Raw genomic sequence first — 17,661 nt, 5'->3', positions numbered from 1 at the left:
CTCCCCCTTTAGCTCGCAGAGTAACGACTCAGTCGTTTCTCCAAGTAATTTTGCAGTGCTGATAACACTGAGCAGAATAGTAAATAGAACAATCCTGCTTCGCAATAGATCAGCAGTGGCTCATAGGAGGTGGAAGCAACCTGCTGTGCTGTTCTGAACATCTCCGTATAGGTAATGGTCGCTGCCAGTGAAGTGTCTTTGACCAAGCTAATAAAGGAATTCGATAACGGCGGTACAGAAACACGGGCAGCTTGTGGCAGTATAACGCGGCGCAGTGCCTGGGCACGAGTCATCCCAACGGAGAAGGCCGCTTCCCACTGACCTTTATGTATAGACAGGATAGCAGCACGTATGATTTCTGATGAATAAGCCCCTACACTAAGCGTAAATCCAATGGTCGCAGCTATGAAAGGGTCGAGCACAATTCCAACTGCCGGCAAACCATAGAAAATAATAAACAGTTGTACCAACAAAGGGGTTCCACGAATGACCCATACATAAAAGCGAGCGATCAACTTCGGAAGTACCCACGGGGAGAGACGAGCTAGTGCAGTCAATATCGCTAAGATCAGTCCCAGTGCAAATGATATCAATGCCAAAGGAATGGTAAAAGCCACCCCAGCTTTTAGCAGGGGTAGCAGTGAATCTAAGAAAATTTGTATTTTGCGGTCATCCATTTTTAGACATCCTTTTTTGGCTCCAAGCTGGTTAGCTTCTGAAACCTTGTATTATTTTGAAACGTCAGCACCAAAGTATTTCTCAGAAATCTTTAAGTATGTGCCATCGCTCTTCATTTCAACAATTGCATCACTCACTGCTTTTACCAACTCATCGTTGCCTTTTAAGAAAACAGCTGCGCTTTGCGAACCGTCAGGAATCTCATCTACCACTTTTATTTTCACATCAGGCTTTTGCTTTTTCAGGTCCAGATAAGACAAACCATCATTTACAGTCGCATCAATACGGCCTGAGGTCAATAGGTCCATCGCTTGATTGAACCCGTCTGTAGCAACGATTTCAGCACCGTTCTCACGGGCGATATCGGACAGGTTACTGGTTAGAGATTGTCCGGCTTTTTTACCCTTAAGATCTGCAAATGTTTTGATATCCTCATTGTTTTCACTCACTATCAATACCGCTTTAGATACGATATACGGTTCAGAGAAATCATATTTCACTTTACGATCTTCATTAATGGATACTTCGTTAAAAATAACATCAAACCGCTTGGCATCCATCCCAGCAAAAATACCGTCCCACTGTGTCTCAAAAAATTCTGGTTCAACACCGAGACGCTTCGCTACTTCCTCAGCAATTTCTACGTCAAAGCCGGTCAGTTTCCCCGAAGCGTCATGATAAGTAAAGGGTGCATACGTCCCTTCTGTTCCTATACGCAATTTGCCGCTAGCTTTAACAGCTTCCAGACTGTTTTGCGCAGTGGCTGTATTTCCACCATTCGTTCCAGCTGAAGAATTTTTAGAAGTATCGGTATTCGAATTATTGCCGCAGGCCGCTACAAACACCACGGTTAACGCCAATAGAATAGTTAAACTTAGTTTTTTCATTATTAATTCCCCTCTCTTTACCCGGAATTCATCCGGTAAATTGTATACTACACTGGCTGCTGTTTACCGTCAATGGTTTTTTCCGATTATATACATCGGAATTGTAATATTAGGTAAATCTCTACCCTTATATTACCCATTCTTAGAATAATCCTTCACAAGATCCTCTCTTTACATCTCAGAAAGATATGGTATATTTATAAACAAATTAAATATGGACCTGTTATTTCACTAGGGGAGTCGGCCGACTGAGACGGAGCTTCAAGCTCCGGACCCTTGGAACCTGATCTGGATCATACCAGCGGAGGGAAGTGGAGCAGAATTTTCATCCCATGCATTTTTAGTGTTCCAATGCTGAATGAACTTTTTGACCCATTTATTTCCCACCGGAAATGAATGGGTCTTTATTTGTTTACAATCAATCACAAAACTTAAGCGTAGGCTTCCGAAGCAAGTTTTGTACGATGCTTTCCAAGAAGCCAACGCTCACAAAACTTTTTAGGAGGTTCGATCATCACGACAATCCTATCCATTCAAGGCTTAACCTACTCTTTTCCGGAATCAGAACAACTCCCTGTATTCGCAGATCTATCCATGGATATCAGGCAAGGAGAGTTTGTTTCTGTCATTGGGGCTAGCGGATGCGGAAAAAGTACGCTTTTCAAAACTATAACAGGCTTGCTCGAACCCACTCATGGGAAAATAATAATTCATTCGAACTCGTCATCCTCTACTCGCTTAGGTCAAATCGCATACATGCCTCAGCAGGATTTGCTGCTGCCTTGGAGAACCGTGCTCGACAACTGTCTTTTGCCCTGGGAGATTAAACCAAGGTTTAGTAAACAACTGACGATCTCTCACATTCGGGAAATGCTGTCACGCTTCGGTTTGGCCGATGTAGAGAGGGCTTATCCCCATGAGCTATCGGGTGGCATGAAACAGCGAGTCGCATTTCTACGAACGCTTGTAGCTGGCAGCGGGGCCGGTCTTATGCTGCTAGATGAGCCATTTGGAGCGCTCGACGCTATGACCAAACGTGAGATACACCGTTGGCTGTTGGAGCTTTGGGATGAGCTGGATCAAACAGTGATGCTCATCACCCATGATCTAGAGGAAGCGCTGTTACTAAGCGATCGGATTTATTTATTGTCTGGAGGCATGAATAGCGAATTACAGGAGATCGTCGTTGATTTACCGAGGCCAAGACATTACAAGATGAACTATGAACCCCGGTTTATAGCGTTACGGGAAGAGTTGGAGCGGAGACTGTATGCAGCCCATACCTTTTAAAAAATATTTAAACAATTACGGCCCCTTCATTCTACTGCTATTGTTCATTCTTGTGATCTGGGAATCAGCTGTTCGTCTTCACTTGATTCCAGCCTTTATCCTACCTGCACCTTCTTCAATAGGTATCGCATTGATCGAACACAGGCAATTACTTAGACCGCATTTATTGGCGACACTGCAGGAAATATTGGTAGGTTTTGTTCTCTCGGTTATCTGTGGTTCACTGCTGGGCACCGGAATGTTCTTGTTTCGCCCCCTTGAAAAGGCCATCTATCCGTTCCTTATTATCAGTCAGACGATCCCGTTAATCGCGCTATCCCCCATTTTTATTATGTGGTTCGGGTATACGCTGTGGAGCAAAGTGGCTGTTGTGTTTCTAACTGCTTTTTTTCCAGTCGTTGTGAGTACATATGACGGACTTCGTACAAGTGCTCAAGCCTACAAAGACTTATTATTAACATTTGGCGCAAACCGCTGGCAACTGCTTGCTAAAACCCAAATCCCGCTGGCGCTGCCCTCTTTTTTCTCAGGACTAAAGCTATCCATTGTGTACTGCGTGATTGGAGCAACCATCGGCGAATGGCTCGGCGGCAGCAAAGGACTCGGTTACTTTAGCCGAAGGATGGCCGGAAATATGCAAAGTGCCGAAATGTTCGCCGCTGTATTTTTGTTGTCCGCGCTCGGTGTAGTGTTATTTCTGATGATAGCTCTGCTCGAACCATTATTTTTAAAGAAAAGAGGATCTAAGCAATGAATGATTTGAATTTCCAAAGAAAATGGCTTATTCCCGTATTTCTCATATGTTCAGTCCTAATCTTCACCAGCTGCGGAAAAACATCCAATGTAAGTAGTCCTCCTGCTAATTTATCTAATAACGAAATTAAACAAACGCACAAGCTGACGATTATGCTCGATTGGTATCCCAATGCCGTTCACTCTTTTTTATATGCTGCTGAGCAGAATGGTTATTTCCAAGAGGAAGGTCTGGACGTAGAGATCCAAATGCCCGCAGACAGCAATGACGCACTGAAACTTGTAGCAGCGAATCAAATCGATTTAGCGTTTAGTTATCAACCTCAGGTGCTCATGGCACGCAGTGAGAACATTCCAGTACGTTCGATTGCAGCGATTGTGAGGCATCCGCTTAATCATTTAATGGTACCTCAGGCTGGTGACATTCATAGTCCAAAAGACCTCACAGGTAAACAGATTGGGTATTCTTCCATTCCTCTTTATGAAGCCATGATTCGTACGATGATCCAAAACGATGGGGGTGACCCTAAGGCTAGCAAATTAATCGACGTAGGCTTTGACCTTATTCCGGCGATTGCGACGGGGCAAGTGGATGCCATTATGGGAGGGTTCATTAACCACGAACAATTAATCTTGGAAAAAGAAGGTCATCCCGTGAACTCGTTCAATCCCACAGATTACGGAGTCCCCGATTATTATGAGCTAGTCCTTGTCGCCAGCGATCAAGGAATACAAAATTCTGAGTCTTATTTCAAGAAGTTTCTAAATGCAATTACTAAAGGACAACAATTTGTGCAGGAGAATCCGGAAAAAGCGTTAAATTTGCTGCTTGCACACGAAGATGAGACCTCTCCACTCGATAAGCAAATTGAAGAGAAGAGCCTGGCGATTCTACTACCGCTAATGAATGCGGGTGATCAAGATTTTGGATATCAAGCGCCCGCGTCTTGGGAGAAGGTAAGACAGTGGCTATCGGACAATGATTTACTATCTAATGACATCAAAGCTGAGGATGCTTTTATTAATCTTTAAACATTAGCTATTCGCTCATAAAACTTGAGGAGGAATAATCATGAGTTATCTATCCAAAGTACGGGAATCCAATCCACTGGTCCACAATATCACCAACATCGTCGTAGCCAATTTCTCAGCCAACGGTCTTTTGGCGCTAGGTGCCTCCCCCTTTATGGCGGATGCTCACGAGGAAGTGGTCGATATCGCCGCATTTTCATCTGCTGTAGTTCTAAATATCGGCACACTGAATGACTACGCCATTCAATCCATGGTGCTCGCGGGACAATCTGCGAATAAGCACGGCGTTCCCTTAGTTCTTGATCCAGTGGGTGCAGGAGCCACTTCTTATCGAACAGCGGTCACTCAAAAGCTAGTGAATGAGATGCAGATTACCGCGCTACGTGGCAATGTAGCAGAAGTTGCCAATGTCATTGGTGAAAGCTGGTCTATTAAAGGGGTAGATGCAGGCGAAGGGGATGGCGACGTAGTCGTCTTGGCTGAGACAGCCGCGCGGAAGTTAGGTTGTGTAGTTATCATCACCGGAAAAGACGATGTCATCACAAATGGAGATAACACCTACATTGCCAGCAACGGTCACCCAATTCTAACGAAAGTAACGGGAACCGGTTGTCTGCTAAGTGCAGTAGTCGGTGCATTTCTAGCGGTAAGTGAAGGAGCATCTCTTGAAGCCGCAGTCGAAGCTCTCTCCTTCTATGGAGTGGCTGCTGAAATCGCCGCTGAACTAACGACTGGACAAGGTCCGGGGAGCTTTCAAATCGAGTTTCTAAATCAATTGAGCTTGGTCACAGCTGAAACTTACCAAGATAAATCAATAATCAAGCAACTCAGATAACAACCCTAAGGAGTGAACAATGATGATATCTAAAGCTTTAACTATAGCCGGCTCGGATAGCGGTGGTGGCGCTGGCATCCAAGCAGATCTAAAAACCTTTCAGGAGCTTTCTGTATATGGAATGAGTGCTCTTACGGCTGTGACAGCCCAGAACACCCTCGGAGTTCAAGGCGTTTATCCGTTGACACTGGAAGCTATTACTCAGCAGCTTGATTCCATTGGACTTGATCTGAAGCCGGATGCTGTGAAGACCGGGATGCTTTTTAACAGTGACATCATACGTATCGTAGCAGAGAAGATCCAGCAATACAGCTGGCGTAATCTTGTAGTTGATCCTGTGATGGTTGCTAAAGGGGGTTCCACGCTGCTACAGCAAGAAGCTGTTCAGTCCTTAATCAATCATCTCCTCCCGCTAGCCTTAGTGACGACACCCAATATTCCAGAGGCTGAAATGATTACCAACAGAAGCATCACTACTTTAGACGATCGTAAAGAAGCGGCTAAAATCATTCATGCCATGGGCTCTAACTATGTAGTGCTAAAAGGTGGGCATGATACCTCAACTAAGGCTGTTGTGGATCTCCTATATGATGGTCACGAATTCATCTTTATGGAGAGTCAACGAGTTCAGACTAGACACACGCACGGCACAGGCTGCACCTATTCAGCAGCAGTCACTGCGGAGCTTGCCAAGGGCAAAACCGTTCCCGAAGCAACACACATAGCTAAAGCTTTTATACAAGCGGCGATTGAAGACGAGCTGGGCATAGGGGCTGGACATGGACCTACGAATCATTTTGCATATCAGAATCGATTGCGAGGGATGAACCTTGAAGCAAATAGACAGTGATCAACTGCGGGATTTATTAAAAGTCTATTTCATTATGGGCAGTGTGAATTGTCGGATAGCCCCAGCCAAGGTATTAAAAGAAGCGGTCGCGGGAGGCATAACGATGTTCCAATTTCGTGAAAAAGGTACTGGGGCATTAACTGCCCAAGTTAAATTTAATTTAGGAAGACGGCTCCAAAAGATATGTCGTGCTAACGGAGTCCCTTTTATCGTTAATGACGATATTGATCTAGCCATCGCCCTTGATGCGGACGGCATTCATGTAGGACAAGATGATACCCCTGCGCTGGCGATTAGGCAGCTGCTTGGCGAGGATAAGATCGTTGGTGTGTCCGCTCATTCGCTCGCCGAAGCTCAGCAGGCGATAGCGGATGGAGCCGATTATCTGGGCATTGGTCCTGTTTATCCTACCTCTTCCAAGGAGGATGCCCAAGCTGTTCGAGGCACATCAGTTATTGAAGAAATACGAAACAGCGGCATTACGATTCCTTTGGTCGGCATAGGCGGGATCACGGTGCACAATGCAGCACCAGTACTAGCTGCGGGTGCGGACGGTATCTCCGTTATCTCAGCTATTGCGGGCGCTGAAGACATCACCTTGGCAGCCAGAGGATTTGTTCACGAAGTTAATTTAAGCGGGTCATAAGCTCACTCAGCTCTTCTCCGCTCAAATGCCGCCATTGTCCTCGCTCCAAACTATCAAGTGTAATATTCATGATTCTTATACGCTCTAGCTTTAGTACTCTATATCCTAACTCCTTGCACATTCTGCGTATTTGCAGATTAAGGCCTTGAGTTAGGATAATTCTAAACTGACATTCCGCGATCCGAGAGACCTCACAAGGTTTTGTTGTGACGCCAAGAATATCCACACCACTAGACATGGCATGTATGAATTCTGACGTTATTGGCTTGTCTACATGAACTACATATTCTTTTTCATGCCCATTCTCGGAACGCATCATTTTGTTTACGATATCTCCATCGTTGGTTAACAAAATGAGGCCTTCCGAGTGTTTATCTAATCTGCCTATCGCAAAGATCCGTGAGGGATAACCTACAAAATCTATAATATTCCCAGCTACATTTGGCGCAGCTGTACAGGTGATGCCTATCGGTTTATTCAGCGCGAGGTATACCGGCTCCCCTTTACTGCTTGTTATGGGCTCTCCATCAATCCATACGATATCCTCTGGCTCTAAAAGAATATTCCCATCACAGACGATGCCGTTAACAGCGATCCGCCCTGCGGCAATGAGTCGTTTCGTTTCCCTTCTGGAACAGAAGCCTGTTTCGCTTATATATTTATCGATTCTCACTGATGATCCTACTTTCCTTCTGATACTGATACTTGCATCTATCCATAAAAAAACACCTGATTTTAACGATCAAAATCAGATGTTAACCTTCAGGAATAATTGATTTCAAGGGAGCTATTTCGTGCTTCCACTTTTTTTCACGTTATTGCCCTTGCTTCCACTTGCATCTTTGGCGCCTGGACCCGTGGTTGGAGCACCTTTTGCAGGTTTAACTGGTTTTGCTGTTTTGTTCCAGCGTGTCCAGCCCTTACTCCCCGTACCTCTGCCCGTGCCGCCACCTTTACTTTTTGCACCCATCTTATCACTCCGTCAGTCATTCAGAATTCGTATAGTTTATACACTTCATCTATTTTACCACACTCTCAAACTTTCTGTTTAAGTAATAGCTCAACTTCGTCTAACGATACTCTGAATAGTATTTAGCATCTTTATTCATTTCATGAATATCAAAGGTATCTTCATGTATTTCAATGGCGATGACAGTACCCTCTTTTTCGAAAAATTGCACATGCCCTAACCGCTTGTCCTCCAGCTCCACCCAGCCAACATCCTCTAATTTATTAAAGTAGTGGTCAGGCCGGTAAAGACCTTGTTCTCCCCCTATATTATCCAATTCGTACTTTACGCCTATTTTTATATTAGGGTTACTTGAAGTTGTCGTCACTTCGATTTCCTTGGCGTTCTTCGGAATAGGAATTTCAGCATTTATAGAAGATATTCCGTACTCTTGCTCCTCTTGAGTTGATGATGTACATCCGCTTGTGAATAGTATTAAAGGTAACCATATAAAAGCTAATAAATATTTATACAGGCATATCAGCTCCTTCCCTAACTTATTTTACCAAATCAACCCATTAAAAAACACCCCATCAAAGACTAAGCTTTATGAGGTGTCTATTTCGAATCAGCTTTACAGCTTATCCATTTTATTTAGGCTGAATATAACCTTCTGCTTTCAGAAGCTCAGCGATCAATACAGCACCGCCAGCTGCTCCGCGCAGGGTGTTATGGGAGAGACCTACGAATTTGTAATCATAGATGGCATCTTCGCGAAGTCTGCCCGTCGATACGCCCATACCATTCTCAATATCACGATCCAGTTTGGTCTGTGGACGGTTCTCCTCTTCGAAATAAGTAATGAACTGTTTAGGGGCGCTAGGCAGTTCAAGCTCTTGAGGACGTCCTTTGAAGCTATTCCAGAGTTTCAGAATCTCTTCTTTGGATGGCTTTTTCTCAAAAGAAACAAATACAGCAGCCATATGTCCATCCGCTACAGGCACACGGATACACTGCGAAGTAATCGTCGGCGCTTCACTTTTTACGATGCCTTCCTCTTGTACGCTTCCCCAGATGCGCAATGGCTCTTGCTCGCTCTTCTCTTCTTCGCCACCAATGTAAGGAATCACGTTGTCTAGCATTTCAGGCCAGTCAGCAAAAGTCTTGCCCGCACCCGAAATTGCTTGGTAAGTGGTGACTACAACTTTAGAAGGGTTGAATTCTTTAAGTGCATGAAGCGCAGGCACATAACTTTGAATGGAGCAGTTAGGTTTAACCGCAATGAAACCAGTCTCAGTTCCCAGACGTTTTCTTTGCTGCGCAATAACCTCAAGATGCTCTGGGTTAATCTCAGGAATAACCATAGGCACGTCAGGTGTCCAACGATGCGCTGAGTTATTGGAGATAACTGGAGTACCCGTACGAGCATAAGCTTCTTCGAGCGCTTTAATCTCTTCTTTTTTCATGTCTACTGCGCAAAAGATCAGATCTACGTCCGCAGCTACTTCTTCTACCTTAGAAGCATCTTGAACCATAATATTCTTCACGTTCTCAGGCATTGGAGTGGATAGCTTCCATCTGCCCTTGGCCGATTCTTCATACGTTTTCCCAGCAGATTTCGCACTGGCAGCAATCGCAGTTACTTCAAACCAAGGATGATTCTCTAGAAGAGCAATAAAACGTTGTCCTACCATACCTGTGCCGCCAACTATGCCGGCTCTTAGCTTTCTTGACATCAGAAAATACACTTCCTTTTGATTAACTGTCCTATTGTGAATAATAGGCCGATAATTAATGATATACGGGTCGAGAACATTTGGCGAGTGTTAACATCAAAATAACATTAAAAAATTTAATATTTTCATTTAAACCAGCCTTTTTCCTTGAATCGAGTGATCGCTTCAATCCGATTTCCCACATCCAGCTTATCGAGGATAACAGAAATGTAGTTTCGTACCGTACCAGTGGTAATGTACAGCTCGCTGGCAATTTCTTTCGTATTTTTGCCATCGGCGATCAGGCCGAGTACTTCCTTCTCCCGCTGAGTCAATGGATTCACCTCACCGCTGTAGGCTTCGTCCATCAGCTCCGGTGCATACATGCGTCTGCCTGCCATAACATTCCGGATAGAGAGTGCCAGCTCTTCACTAGGACTGTCCTTCAGTAAATAAGCATGGACACCCGCTTTGAGCGCACGTTCGAAATATCCCGCCCGGGCAAAGGTCGTTAATATCATCGTTTTGCAGCCGCTAGTCTTCAGGGCTTCTGCAGCGTCGAGACCACTCATTGCCGGCATCTCAATATCCATAATACAGATATCCGGTTTAAGCTGCTGAACCATTGCAACAGCTTCTTCCCCATTACTTGCTCGGCCTACGACCTTCATATCCTCTTCTAAATCAAGCAAAGAAGCCAACGCCCCGAGGAGCATTCGTTGATCCTCAGCGATTACAATTTTAATCATTATAGGATGACCTCCCGTTCCTGATGTTTGAATGCATTAGGTACTTTAATCACTATTGTAGTCCCGCTATCTCTCACGATATCCATACAGCCATTCACAAATTCAAGACGCTCTCTCATGCCTTGCAGCCCATGACCTTTAAAATAAAGATCGTTCCCGGGTATCCCAGTCCCGTCATCTTTCACTTTAATGACTAGATCCGTGCGTGAGGGGTTAATCTGAATAGAGCAAGACTTTGCCCCGCTGTGCTTCACAACATTAGTGACAGCTTCCTTTATACACATGCTTAGCACATTTTCAGTTATCAATGAGGTATTGGTTAGCTTCGGATTTCCCTCCAGCTTAAAATCAATCTCAGCAGCTGCAAGAAACTGCTGAATATGAATAAGTTCATCTTCAAGCCGAATGCCACGCATTCGCGTAACCATTTCCCGGACCTCTTTTAGCGCACTTCTCGCTGTCTGCCTTACATCATTAATCTCAGCTTTGGCTTGCGTAGGATTAGAATCAATTAGCTTTCCCGCCAAGTCACTCTTAAGACCAATTAATGAAAGCTTCTGACCTAATGTATCATGAAGATCTCGCGAAATCCGTTGACGTTCTTCAATCTTAACGAGTTCGGAGATTCGCTTATTCGCATCCTCCAATTGATCTTGTAACTTGCCCTGATTATTTCGGTTATACGTACTGATTGGAAGTAGAATCACTGCAATCATACTTACTAGCACGAACGGTAGTTGACTAATAAACACTGAATTACGCGAGAGCAGCTCATAATTGATTGTAATGATCGTAGTTAACAGATGAATAGAGTACAGTGTGAAGAACCCTACTCGATTCTGTATATTCCCAATAAAAAAGGCTAGAAAAAGTGCGAAATACATATATCCGAACAAAAGCGTCATTGTTATAGAAACTATAATTTGGACACTCGTCCAGAAATAAACCAGCCACCCCTTAGAAACAAAGGAAAGCACATAACAAACAAAAAATACAGCAATCATCAAGATTCCCCAAACTACTTGGTAGGTAGAGGAGGAGCGAAATATAAAATAAAACGGTAGAATGTAAAAAACGACCCACACATAAGGGCTGAGACCTGTGCTTTTATGAAAAATATGATGCCACTTTTGCATGACCGCTCTCCTTTTTTCCATACATTACTCTCCTTATTCTAGCACAAATTCAGTGAAAATCTGTTGAAGCACTACGATAAATAGAAAAAGATTAGAGCCACGAATGATTTCTCCGGCTCTAACCTTTCTTTATACTTCTATTTTGTTCGAACCTATAGTTATTATTCTCCTTGGAGTCTAGTCTTATGAACTTGTAGGACTTCTCCCGCTACCTTAGGTTTGCTTAGTCTCGACTTTACCTCTTTAAAGCTGATGAAGCACTTATTCTCCTCATCCCAAAGACGGAAGTGTAGAGCCTTCAAGCTAGTGCTAAGCGTTATGGTCGTCGCCTTTTGCAATGGTGGCGTTGCATTATGTGCTTTTTCTAAATTATAGTTGGGTACCTTTGGACTTAAATGATGGACATGGTGGAATCCGATGTTCCCTGTGATCCATTGCAATAGCTTAGGTAGCTTGTAATATGAGCTTCCCTCTACTGCAGCCATAACATAACTCCACTCCGATTCATTCTCGAAGTAGGAATCCTCGAACTGATGCTGAACATAGAACAACCATATTCCGAGAAAACCGGATACAAAGGCTATTGGCAATTGCACCATGATAAAGGCTTGCCAGCCGATCGCCCAAATAAGCAATCCGTAGAGAGCTGCAATAGATACATTTGTTAAATAGGTATTCATCCGCTCTTTACGTCTAGCGCCTTTAGCATTAAACCGATATTGAATCATAAAAACAGCAATAGGTCCTAAACCGAACATCACGAGTGGGTTACGGTAAATCCGGTAATACAGACGTTTCCAGGATGAAGCTGCTTCATATTCATCGACAGTCATAATCCATATGTCACCAATCCCTCTTTTATCGAGGTTACTGGAGCTGGCGTGATGAATGGAATGACTATGCTTCCACTGCCGATAAGGAACAAGTGTCAGTACACCTGTAATCGTTCCGATAATGTCATTCGCTCTACGATTCTTAAAGAACGAACCATGTGTACAGTCATGGAAAATAATAAAAGTTCGGATTACAAATCCTGCTGCAGGAATGGCCAACAAAAGGGTGAGCCAGTAGGAAACGGATAAAGAGAAATAAGCTCCGCCCCATAACAGCACAAGTGGCCCTAAAGTATTAATGAGCTGTCTTATGCTCGCGTTGCGGTTGTTTTTTTCGTAAGGGGCTACACTTTTTTTAAGACTGGAGAGCTGTGATGTCTGTTTTGTAGTCATCTTTATCGTTTCCTCCTTGATGTGTCTGGCTAAGGATCTTTTTTTATCTATCCTAAGTATAGGAGATAAAGTGTCATCCTATAAGTCATAAACATCAAGTAAAGGGTATGATAAATGTCATACTTATGCCCTATTTTCCCCCTTTTGCTATGCAATCCGTGTACTTCTTCGTTAATTAACCTGCCTCGTATGCTCTTCACGATATTCCGTAGGCGTCTGACCGCTAGCTTTTTTAAAGACTTGAGTAAAATATCGTGGATCCTGATAACCAACTAGTGGAGCGATCTGATATACCTTCACATTACTACTTTGCAATATATCCTTCGCCTTCTCCATTCGACAGTGAGTCACATACTCTAAGAACGTATAGCCTGTTATTTGTTTAAATAAAGTACAAAAATGACTGACACTAAGATCGGCAAGCTCCGATACTTCTTCAATACTTAAGTCTTTATAGTAATTACTCTCGATATAACGTTTCGTCTTCTCGATGGAACTGCGTGTGTCTTCCCGATTCACAGGTTTACTACCTTGATCCAATCGCTCCCCAAATTCTTCCTTCAACGCAGACATCATTTCACTCAAGGTAACCAAATGGTGCAGCTTACTTAGTAATCCATGTAGAGACCAATCCGAATTTAGATTCAAATGTTCAAAATATCTGTATAACACAACAACCATTTCCACAAGAAGACGTTCTGCTATCTCTTTAGGAATAGTTTGAGCTTCAATATATAATGCCAACTCATCAAACAATGATGACATTTGGTTTCTATTCAAGGTACGAATACTCTCTATCAACGAGGTCTCCAGCTCTTTTGGATATTTCACTTCTGTATTGCCTGCGAAGGTTGTTTCCTCATCTATATACACCCCGGCAAGACCATAATAGAAACGTTGATACAAAGCCTTCGCAGCCAATGGATACACCGTACTTAATTGATCAATCCCTTGTGTACAGCGGCTGATTCCTACAGAGCAGCTTAGCTTGGAGTATCTTTTGATCCCTGTAATTAAATGTTCACCTAGTTCTCTTCTGCTCGCGCTTAAAGATCCAGGAAAGAGCAATATCCACTCCCCGTTATGAAAAGGAAAGACTGTAAGTACTCCATGTTCCAGCGACCACTCTTCAACAATATTACGGATCGCAAATAGCCACAGCCGCTTTTCTTCTACGCTCCACTGCCCAGTAAGCACAGAATAATCATCCAATTGGACAACAGCCATGAAATATCCACTCTCAAGTTCACTGTTCTCCAGCCATTTCAGGTGCTCAAGCGGCCTTGCATTTCCCAAAGTAATTTCAGCAAACATCCGTTCACGAGCTAGCATCGACAGCATCTGAACGGAATGCATCATCTGATCGTTCTCTTTTTGCTCATCCAGCCTCGTTTTCGCTCGGTATAGCATTTCAACCAGTTCGTCATGGTCGATGGGTTTCAGCAAATAATCAAAGGCTCCTTGACGCAAAGCTTCTCTCGCATATTCGAACTCCCCATAACCACTTATAAAGATAAATACCAGCTTAGAATTCTTTGGTAATACTTCCTTCATCAAAGTGATTCCGTCAATCACAGGCATACGGATATCGCTGATTATAATATGCGGTGTAGTTTCTTCTATTAAGCGGAGGGCTAGTTCTCCATTTCGAGCCTCTCCCACAATTTCCATCTGGAGATCATCCCATGGAATAGCTACTTTTAGACTACGAAGAATAATCGGCTCGTCATCTACGAGCAGTACTTTATATTTCTCTTCTATCTCATCCATTCCAGCACCTCCATGCTTATTGAACACTTGAGTTTTGGATCAGATTCCAGTATTCCATCGATGATGCCTGCACTAGCTTTAAAGCGTGATCTGCAGACATTTCTTCGTTAATCATTTTTTCGATGACACTTAGGAACATTTTCTTAACTTCAGGTGATAATACGTTATCGTAAGGCACAAAGCTCTTGCGGTTCACTTCCATCATTTCCATCACTTGCGCGAATACCGGACCGGTCTTCTCCGGATCAAAAGCAATACGAATGGATGGAATTCTCAGTCCTTCATATACAATTCGGGTCTGAACTTCCTGCGTGTAAAAAGCCTTCATAAGATCCAAAGCGGCTTCCCGTTTAGCTCCATTTAGTTCGGAGGAAAGACCGATGCCGATGGTATAGCCTCCCGCAATCGAAGGCTCCTCTCCTTGCTTCAAGGCTGGGAATGGAATAACACCTACCTCATTCTGAAAATCAGCTGGAGCCGCACTACCAGAAAATAAATTGATATCCCAGTTCCCATTTAAATACATCGCAGCCTTGCCGCTTGTAAACAAACCGACTGCATTTTCAGTTGATAGATCATTAGACTGGGTGCTAAAGGCACCTTCTTTTATCCATTGATCCAAATGCTCAAAAGCCTTTGAATAGGACTCATTCTGAAAGCTCGCTTGATCTTCACCTGTGATTAGCTTTTGGAACACTTCGGAGCCAGCATAACGATCCATTAAATAATGTGCAAAGATCCCGGCAGGCCAGCGATCCTCATTCCCGAGTGCAAACGGAATGTATCCTCCAGCCTTGAGCCCCAGTATGACATCATCGAGTTCTTGAAGCGTTGTAGGCGCCCCGAGACCAAGCTTGTTGAAAATAGTCTTATTGAAATACAGTGGTTCAGCGTTACCTTCGATGGGCAATCCATAAATATGGTTGTCAAAGGTCCATAGATGCAGATCCTTGAATTGATTGGTTAGACCGTTCTCTCGGACAAAATCAGTCAGATCAACCAGCCGATTGGAGCGCACGTACGGCTCTATTTCAGCTCCACCAAATAAAACAAACATATCTGGTGGCGTGCCAGTAACCATCTCGCTTTTCAGCTTTTGTTCACGGTGTATCGTCTGGTCTAGTCCTTCAAAATTGACTTTCACATTCGGATGCGCAATTTGGTATTTATCCACGATCTCTTCAAAGATAGCCAGCAGTGGCCGATCATGCTCTTTGATCCAGAAGTGACGGAAAGTCAGCGTTATTTTTTCTGGTGAGTTATCTTCAATCGGTTCGTGATCTCCTAAAGTAATAAATAGAACAGCGCCAGATATCAGCACTAGATATATCCACATCCAGCCCCACTTTAATAACCACTTCATGTCAATCTCCCCCTGTTTCCTCTGTATGATCGATTATGGCAGTATTTTTGGTATTCGGATTCGAATCGTTGAACCAAATCCAGGGGATGAACACACAAGTAAGCCATATGGACTGCCGAATCTGATATTCAGGCGCTCATGAACATTCTTAAGCCCTACACCACTGTCACTATATTTCTTCTGGCCGCCTCCCTCGTTATCCCATAGATTCATCATCTTGGCTAAGTCGAAGCCCGGACCGTTATCTTTTACGATAATGATCATATCCGTACCCATTTCATAGGCTGTGATTTCGATGATTCCTGGGTCCTCCATCGGCTCAATCGCATGGTACAATGCATTCTCTACAATGGGCTGAACAATCAGCTTTTGAGTCATAAACGTTCTAAGACCCTCAGGAAGATTTATGATATACGAAAATTTATCCTCGAAACGGAACTTCTGAATATCCAGATAATGGCGAACATGTTCAAACTCCATTTGCAGCGGAATCAGCTCTTGATTCTGACTAATACTGATTCGCAGCAGCTTGCCGAGTGAAATGACCATTTTACTAATATCTTTATTACCTTGCAGCACGGCCATCGAATTAATCGATTCTAGTGAATTATAAATAAAATGAGGATTAATCTGCGCCATTAATGCCTTCATTTCCGCTTCCTTTTTGCGACCCTGCTCCGTCTGCACTTGCACAATCAATTCGTTGATCTGTGTGCTCATCCGGTTAAAGCCATCAATCAGAAAATCACTTTCATCATTCGCACGATAACGTGTAGTGATAGGTGTAAAAATCCCCTGCTTCACCCGTTTCATCCCGTTGACCGCGCTGTTAATGCTATAAACGAGCCTTCTAACAAAATATCGGTCAAACAAAATGGCGGATAACAATGAAACCGTACTCAAAATAATCGCAATATTACGAATAGATATAGATTCCGAAGAGATTAGATTCATCGGTGTAATCGCTGCCAAATACCAGTCTTTATTATGTGAAGGAAGGAAAGTTATGAGTGATTTTTCCCCCTGATAGTTGTCGATGTAATAGTTTTGTTCCTTGGCATAATCATTTTCTAAAAAAGGGAACTCCGTGCGCTGCCCAATATGTTCACCGGATTTGTTAAAAACGATATTCCCCAGCTTGTTCACCAGCAGAATATCACCCTTCTTAAGAGTTGCTGCCTCCCAGAAAATCTGATCCAGTAAATCAGGTTTAACATTCACGACCAAATAGCCTATATCTTCAAGAGAATAATAATCTTTGATTACTCTGGCTTGCACAAGTACCGGATGGCCCGATAACGCCGAGCCGTTCTCACCAGGTCCTGACCATACAGGGCGCCCCTCAGCACTTTCCATAGTATGAAACCAGCTTTGCTTCTTCATCTCCTCAAAGGACATCGGCGCATTGTATTGATAAAGCAACCGATCTTTACTATATAAACTAAATGAAGTAATCATCGGATGATTAATGAGTAAATTGTTGAGTTCCTGCTTGCGATCATAGGTGAGCACAAAGTTAGACTGCTTGAGCGATTGTTGAATAACCGGTTGTGTGATCGCAGAATTTGAGATCGAGGAGATTTCACTAAGTGCGAATTTGAGCTTTCGATCCGTTTCGAGCAGTGAAACCCAGTAGAAGTTACTTGATTTTTTCTCCATAGCGTTAGAGAAGTTAACGTAAGTAACAATCCCCATCAGAATCACTGGAATAAAGACGAGAAGAATAATAGCGAACAAGATTTTACGGCGGAGCTTCATGGTATTCCCCTTCCCCCTGCTGTC

Annotated in this window: 18 protein-coding genes and 1 riboswitch; of the genes, 6 read left to right on the top strand and 12 right to left on the bottom strand. The window is 43.5% G+C overall.

Annotation, left to right across the window (positions count from 1 at the left end):
• Positions 1-8 precede the first annotated feature (8 nt).
• Both PAENI_RS03295 and PAENI_RS03290 read right to left on the bottom strand, forming a co-directional pair.
• Positions 9-677, bottom strand: a complete 669-nt coding sequence (locus PAENI_RS03295; protein WP_076299420.1) for an amino acid ABC transporter permease — start codon at positions 675-677, stop codon at positions 9-11.
• A 51-nt stretch (positions 678-728) separates the two neighbouring features.
• Positions 729-1,565, bottom strand: coding sequence for an amino acid ABC transporter substrate-binding protein (locus PAENI_RS03290; RefSeq protein ID WP_076282859.1), 837 nt, complete (start codon positions 1,563-1,565; stop codon positions 729-731).
• 223 nt (positions 1,566-1,788) lie between these two features.
• Positions 1,789-1,892: riboswitch (TPP riboswitch) on the top strand.
• A gap of 267 nt (positions 1,893-2,159) precedes the next feature.
• Between PAENI_RS03290 and PAENI_RS03285 the strand changes: the two genes are divergently transcribed.
• From PAENI_RS03285 to thiE, 6 genes are read left to right on the top strand one after another with little or no spacing between them, the layout of a single operon-like run.
• Positions 2,160-2,855 carry an ABC transporter ATP-binding protein gene (locus PAENI_RS03285; RefSeq protein WP_188114460.1) on the top strand — a complete coding sequence of 232 codons (696 nt, stop codon included), beginning with the start codon at positions 2,160-2,162 and terminating at the stop codon, positions 2,853-2,855.
• Positions 2,836-3,609 (top strand): ABC transporter permease, encoded by a 774-nt coding sequence (locus PAENI_RS03280; protein ID WP_188114459.1) that lies wholly within the window; start codon positions 2,836-2,838, stop codon positions 3,607-3,609. Before PAENI_RS03285 ends, PAENI_RS03280 begins: the two co-directional genes overlap by 20 nt.
• The gene (locus PAENI_RS03275) at positions 3,606-4,640 is read left to right on the top strand and encodes an ABC transporter substrate-binding protein (protein WP_149644232.1); all 1,035 of its coding nucleotides are present in this window, start codon (positions 3,606-3,608) and stop codon (positions 4,638-4,640) included. The genes PAENI_RS03280 and PAENI_RS03275 overlap by 4 nt, the downstream gene beginning before the upstream one ends.
• A 40-nt stretch (positions 4,641-4,680) precedes the next feature.
• Complete coding sequence (gene thiM / locus PAENI_RS03270) at positions 4,681-5,475, top strand: hydroxyethylthiazole kinase (RefSeq protein WP_149644231.1); 795 nt, start codon at positions 4,681-4,683, stop codon at positions 5,473-5,475.
• 22 nt (positions 5,476-5,497) lie between these two features.
• Positions 5,498-6,325, top strand: coding sequence for a bifunctional hydroxymethylpyrimidine kinase/phosphomethylpyrimidine kinase (gene thiD / locus PAENI_RS03265; protein WP_149644572.1), 828 nt, complete (start codon positions 5,498-5,500; stop codon positions 6,323-6,325).
• Positions 6,306-6,971 (top strand): thiamine phosphate synthase, encoded by a 666-nt coding sequence (thiE, locus tag PAENI_RS03260; protein ID WP_149644230.1) that lies wholly within the window; start codon positions 6,306-6,308, stop codon positions 6,969-6,971. The genes thiD and thiE overlap by 20 nt, the downstream gene beginning before the upstream one ends.
• Here thiE and PAENI_RS03255 read toward each other — a convergent pair.
• The 10 genes from PAENI_RS03255 to PAENI_RS03210 form a co-directional block, all read right to left on the bottom strand.
• A complete protein-coding gene (locus PAENI_RS03255) occupies positions 6,952-7,644 on the bottom strand; it encodes a pseudouridine synthase (RefSeq protein WP_149644229.1) in 693 nt (230 codons plus the stop codon). The genes thiE and PAENI_RS03255 overlap by 20 nt on opposite strands.
• Positions 7,645-7,758: 114 nt before the next feature.
• Positions 7,759-7,941 carry a DUF3934 family protein gene (locus tag PAENI_RS03250; RefSeq protein WP_060622334.1) on the bottom strand — a complete coding sequence of 61 codons (183 nt, stop codon included), beginning with the start codon at positions 7,939-7,941 and terminating at the stop codon, positions 7,759-7,761.
• A 100-nt stretch (positions 7,942-8,041) separates the two neighbouring features.
• On the bottom strand, positions 8,042-8,257 hold the full coding sequence (locus PAENI_RS03245) for a hypothetical protein (RefSeq protein ID WP_149644228.1): 216 nt from the start codon (positions 8,255-8,257) through the stop codon (positions 8,042-8,044).
• A 313-nt stretch (positions 8,258-8,570) separates the two neighbouring features.
• Positions 8,571-9,656, bottom strand: coding sequence for an aspartate-semialdehyde dehydrogenase (asd, locus tag PAENI_RS03240; RefSeq protein ID WP_076282867.1), 1,086 nt, complete (start codon positions 9,654-9,656; stop codon positions 8,571-8,573).
• A 125-nt stretch (positions 9,657-9,781) separates the two neighbouring features.
• Positions 9,782-10,384 (bottom strand): response regulator transcription factor, encoded by a 603-nt coding sequence (locus PAENI_RS03235; RefSeq protein WP_042187498.1) that lies wholly within the window; start codon positions 10,382-10,384, stop codon positions 9,782-9,784.
• Positions 10,384-11,520 carry a sensor histidine kinase gene (locus PAENI_RS03230; RefSeq protein ID WP_149644571.1) on the bottom strand — a complete coding sequence of 379 codons (1,137 nt, stop codon included), beginning with the start codon at positions 11,518-11,520 and terminating at the stop codon, positions 10,384-10,386. Before PAENI_RS03230 ends, PAENI_RS03235 begins: the two co-directional genes overlap by 1 nt.
• Before the next feature lie 161 nt (positions 11,521-11,681).
• Complete coding sequence (gene desA, locus PAENI_RS03225; RefSeq protein ID WP_149644227.1) at positions 11,682-12,746, bottom strand: Delta(5) desaturase DesA; 1,065 nt, start codon at positions 12,744-12,746, stop codon at positions 11,682-11,684.
• 171 nt (positions 12,747-12,917) lie between these two features.
• Positions 12,918-14,516: a response regulator gene (locus tag PAENI_RS03220; RefSeq protein ID WP_149644226.1), complete on the bottom strand. Its 1,599-nt coding sequence runs from the start codon at positions 14,514-14,516 to the stop codon at positions 12,918-12,920.
• A 16-nt stretch (positions 14,517-14,532) separates the two neighbouring features.
• Entirely contained in the window at positions 14,533-15,879 is a 1,347-nt protein-coding gene (locus PAENI_RS03215) for an ABC transporter substrate-binding protein (RefSeq protein WP_149644225.1), read from the bottom strand.
• Positions 15,880-15,912: 33 nt separating this feature from the next.
• The gene (locus tag PAENI_RS03210; protein ID WP_149644224.1) at positions 15,913-17,637 is read right to left on the bottom strand and encodes a cache domain-containing sensor histidine kinase; all 1,725 of its coding nucleotides are present in this window, start codon (positions 17,635-17,637) and stop codon (positions 15,913-15,915) included.
• Between the last annotated feature and the right edge of the window lie 24 nt (positions 17,638-17,661).

The organism is Paenibacillus sp. B2(2019) (assembly GCF_008370385.1).
In the GTDB taxonomy this organism is placed as follows: Bacteria; Bacillota; Bacilli; order Paenibacillales; family Paenibacillaceae; genus Paenibacillus_AQ.
The sequence above is the reverse complement of the archived record's forward strand: the minus strand, read 5'-3'. Positions and strand labels throughout refer to the sequence as shown.

Bases quoted from the DNA above. Each gene is read 5' to 3' on its own strand.
- PAENI_RS03295 (WP_076299420.1), bottom strand. From the start codon at position 677: ATGGATGACCGCAAAATACAAATTTTCTTAGATTCACTGCTACCCCTG.
- PAENI_RS03290 (WP_076282859.1), bottom strand. From the start codon at position 1,565: ATGAAAAAACTAAGTTTAACTATTCTATTGGCGTTAACCGTGGTGTTT.
- PAENI_RS03285 (WP_188114460.1), top strand. From the start codon at position 2,160: ATGGATATCAGGCAAGGAGAGTTTGTTTCTGTCATTGGGGCTAGCGGA.
- PAENI_RS03280 (WP_188114459.1), top strand. From the start codon at position 2,836: ATGCAGCCCATACCTTTTAAAAAATATTTAAACAATTACGGCCCCTTC.
- PAENI_RS03275 (WP_149644232.1), top strand. From the start codon at position 3,606: ATGAATGATTTGAATTTCCAAAGAAAATGGCTTATTCCCGTATTTCTC.
- thiM (WP_149644231.1), top strand. From the start codon at position 4,681: ATGAGTTATCTATCCAAAGTACGGGAATCCAATCCACTGGTCCACAAT.
- thiD (WP_149644572.1), top strand. From the start codon at position 5,498: ATGATATCTAAAGCTTTAACTATAGCCGGCTCGGATAGCGGTGGTGGC.
- PAENI_RS03250 (WP_060622334.1), bottom strand. From the start codon at position 7,941: ATGGGTGCAAAAAGTAAAGGTGGCGGCACGGGCAGAGGTACGGGGAGT.
- asd (WP_076282867.1), bottom strand. From the start codon at position 9,656: ATGTCAAGAAAGCTAAGAGCCGGCATAGTTGGCGGCACAGGTATGGTA.
- PAENI_RS03235 (WP_042187498.1), bottom strand. From the start codon at position 10,384: ATGATTAAAATTGTAATCGCTGAGGATCAACGAATGCTCCTCGGGGCG.
- PAENI_RS03230 (WP_149644571.1), bottom strand. From the start codon at position 11,520: ATGCAAAAGTGGCATCATATTTTTCATAAAAGCACAGGTCTCAGCCCT.
- desA (WP_149644227.1), bottom strand. From the start codon at position 12,746: ATGACTACAAAACAGACATCACAGCTCTCCAGTCTTAAAAAAAGTGTA.
- PAENI_RS03220 (WP_149644226.1), bottom strand. From the start codon at position 14,516: ATGGATGAGATAGAAGAGAAATATAAAGTACTGCTCGTAGATGACGAG.
- PAENI_RS03215 (WP_149644225.1), bottom strand. From the start codon at position 15,879: ATGAAGTGGTTATTAAAGTGGGGCTGGATGTGGATATATCTAGTGCTG.
- PAENI_RS03210 (WP_149644224.1), bottom strand. From the start codon at position 17,637: ATGAAGCTCCGCCGTAAAATCTTGTTCGCTATTATTCTTCTCGTCTTT.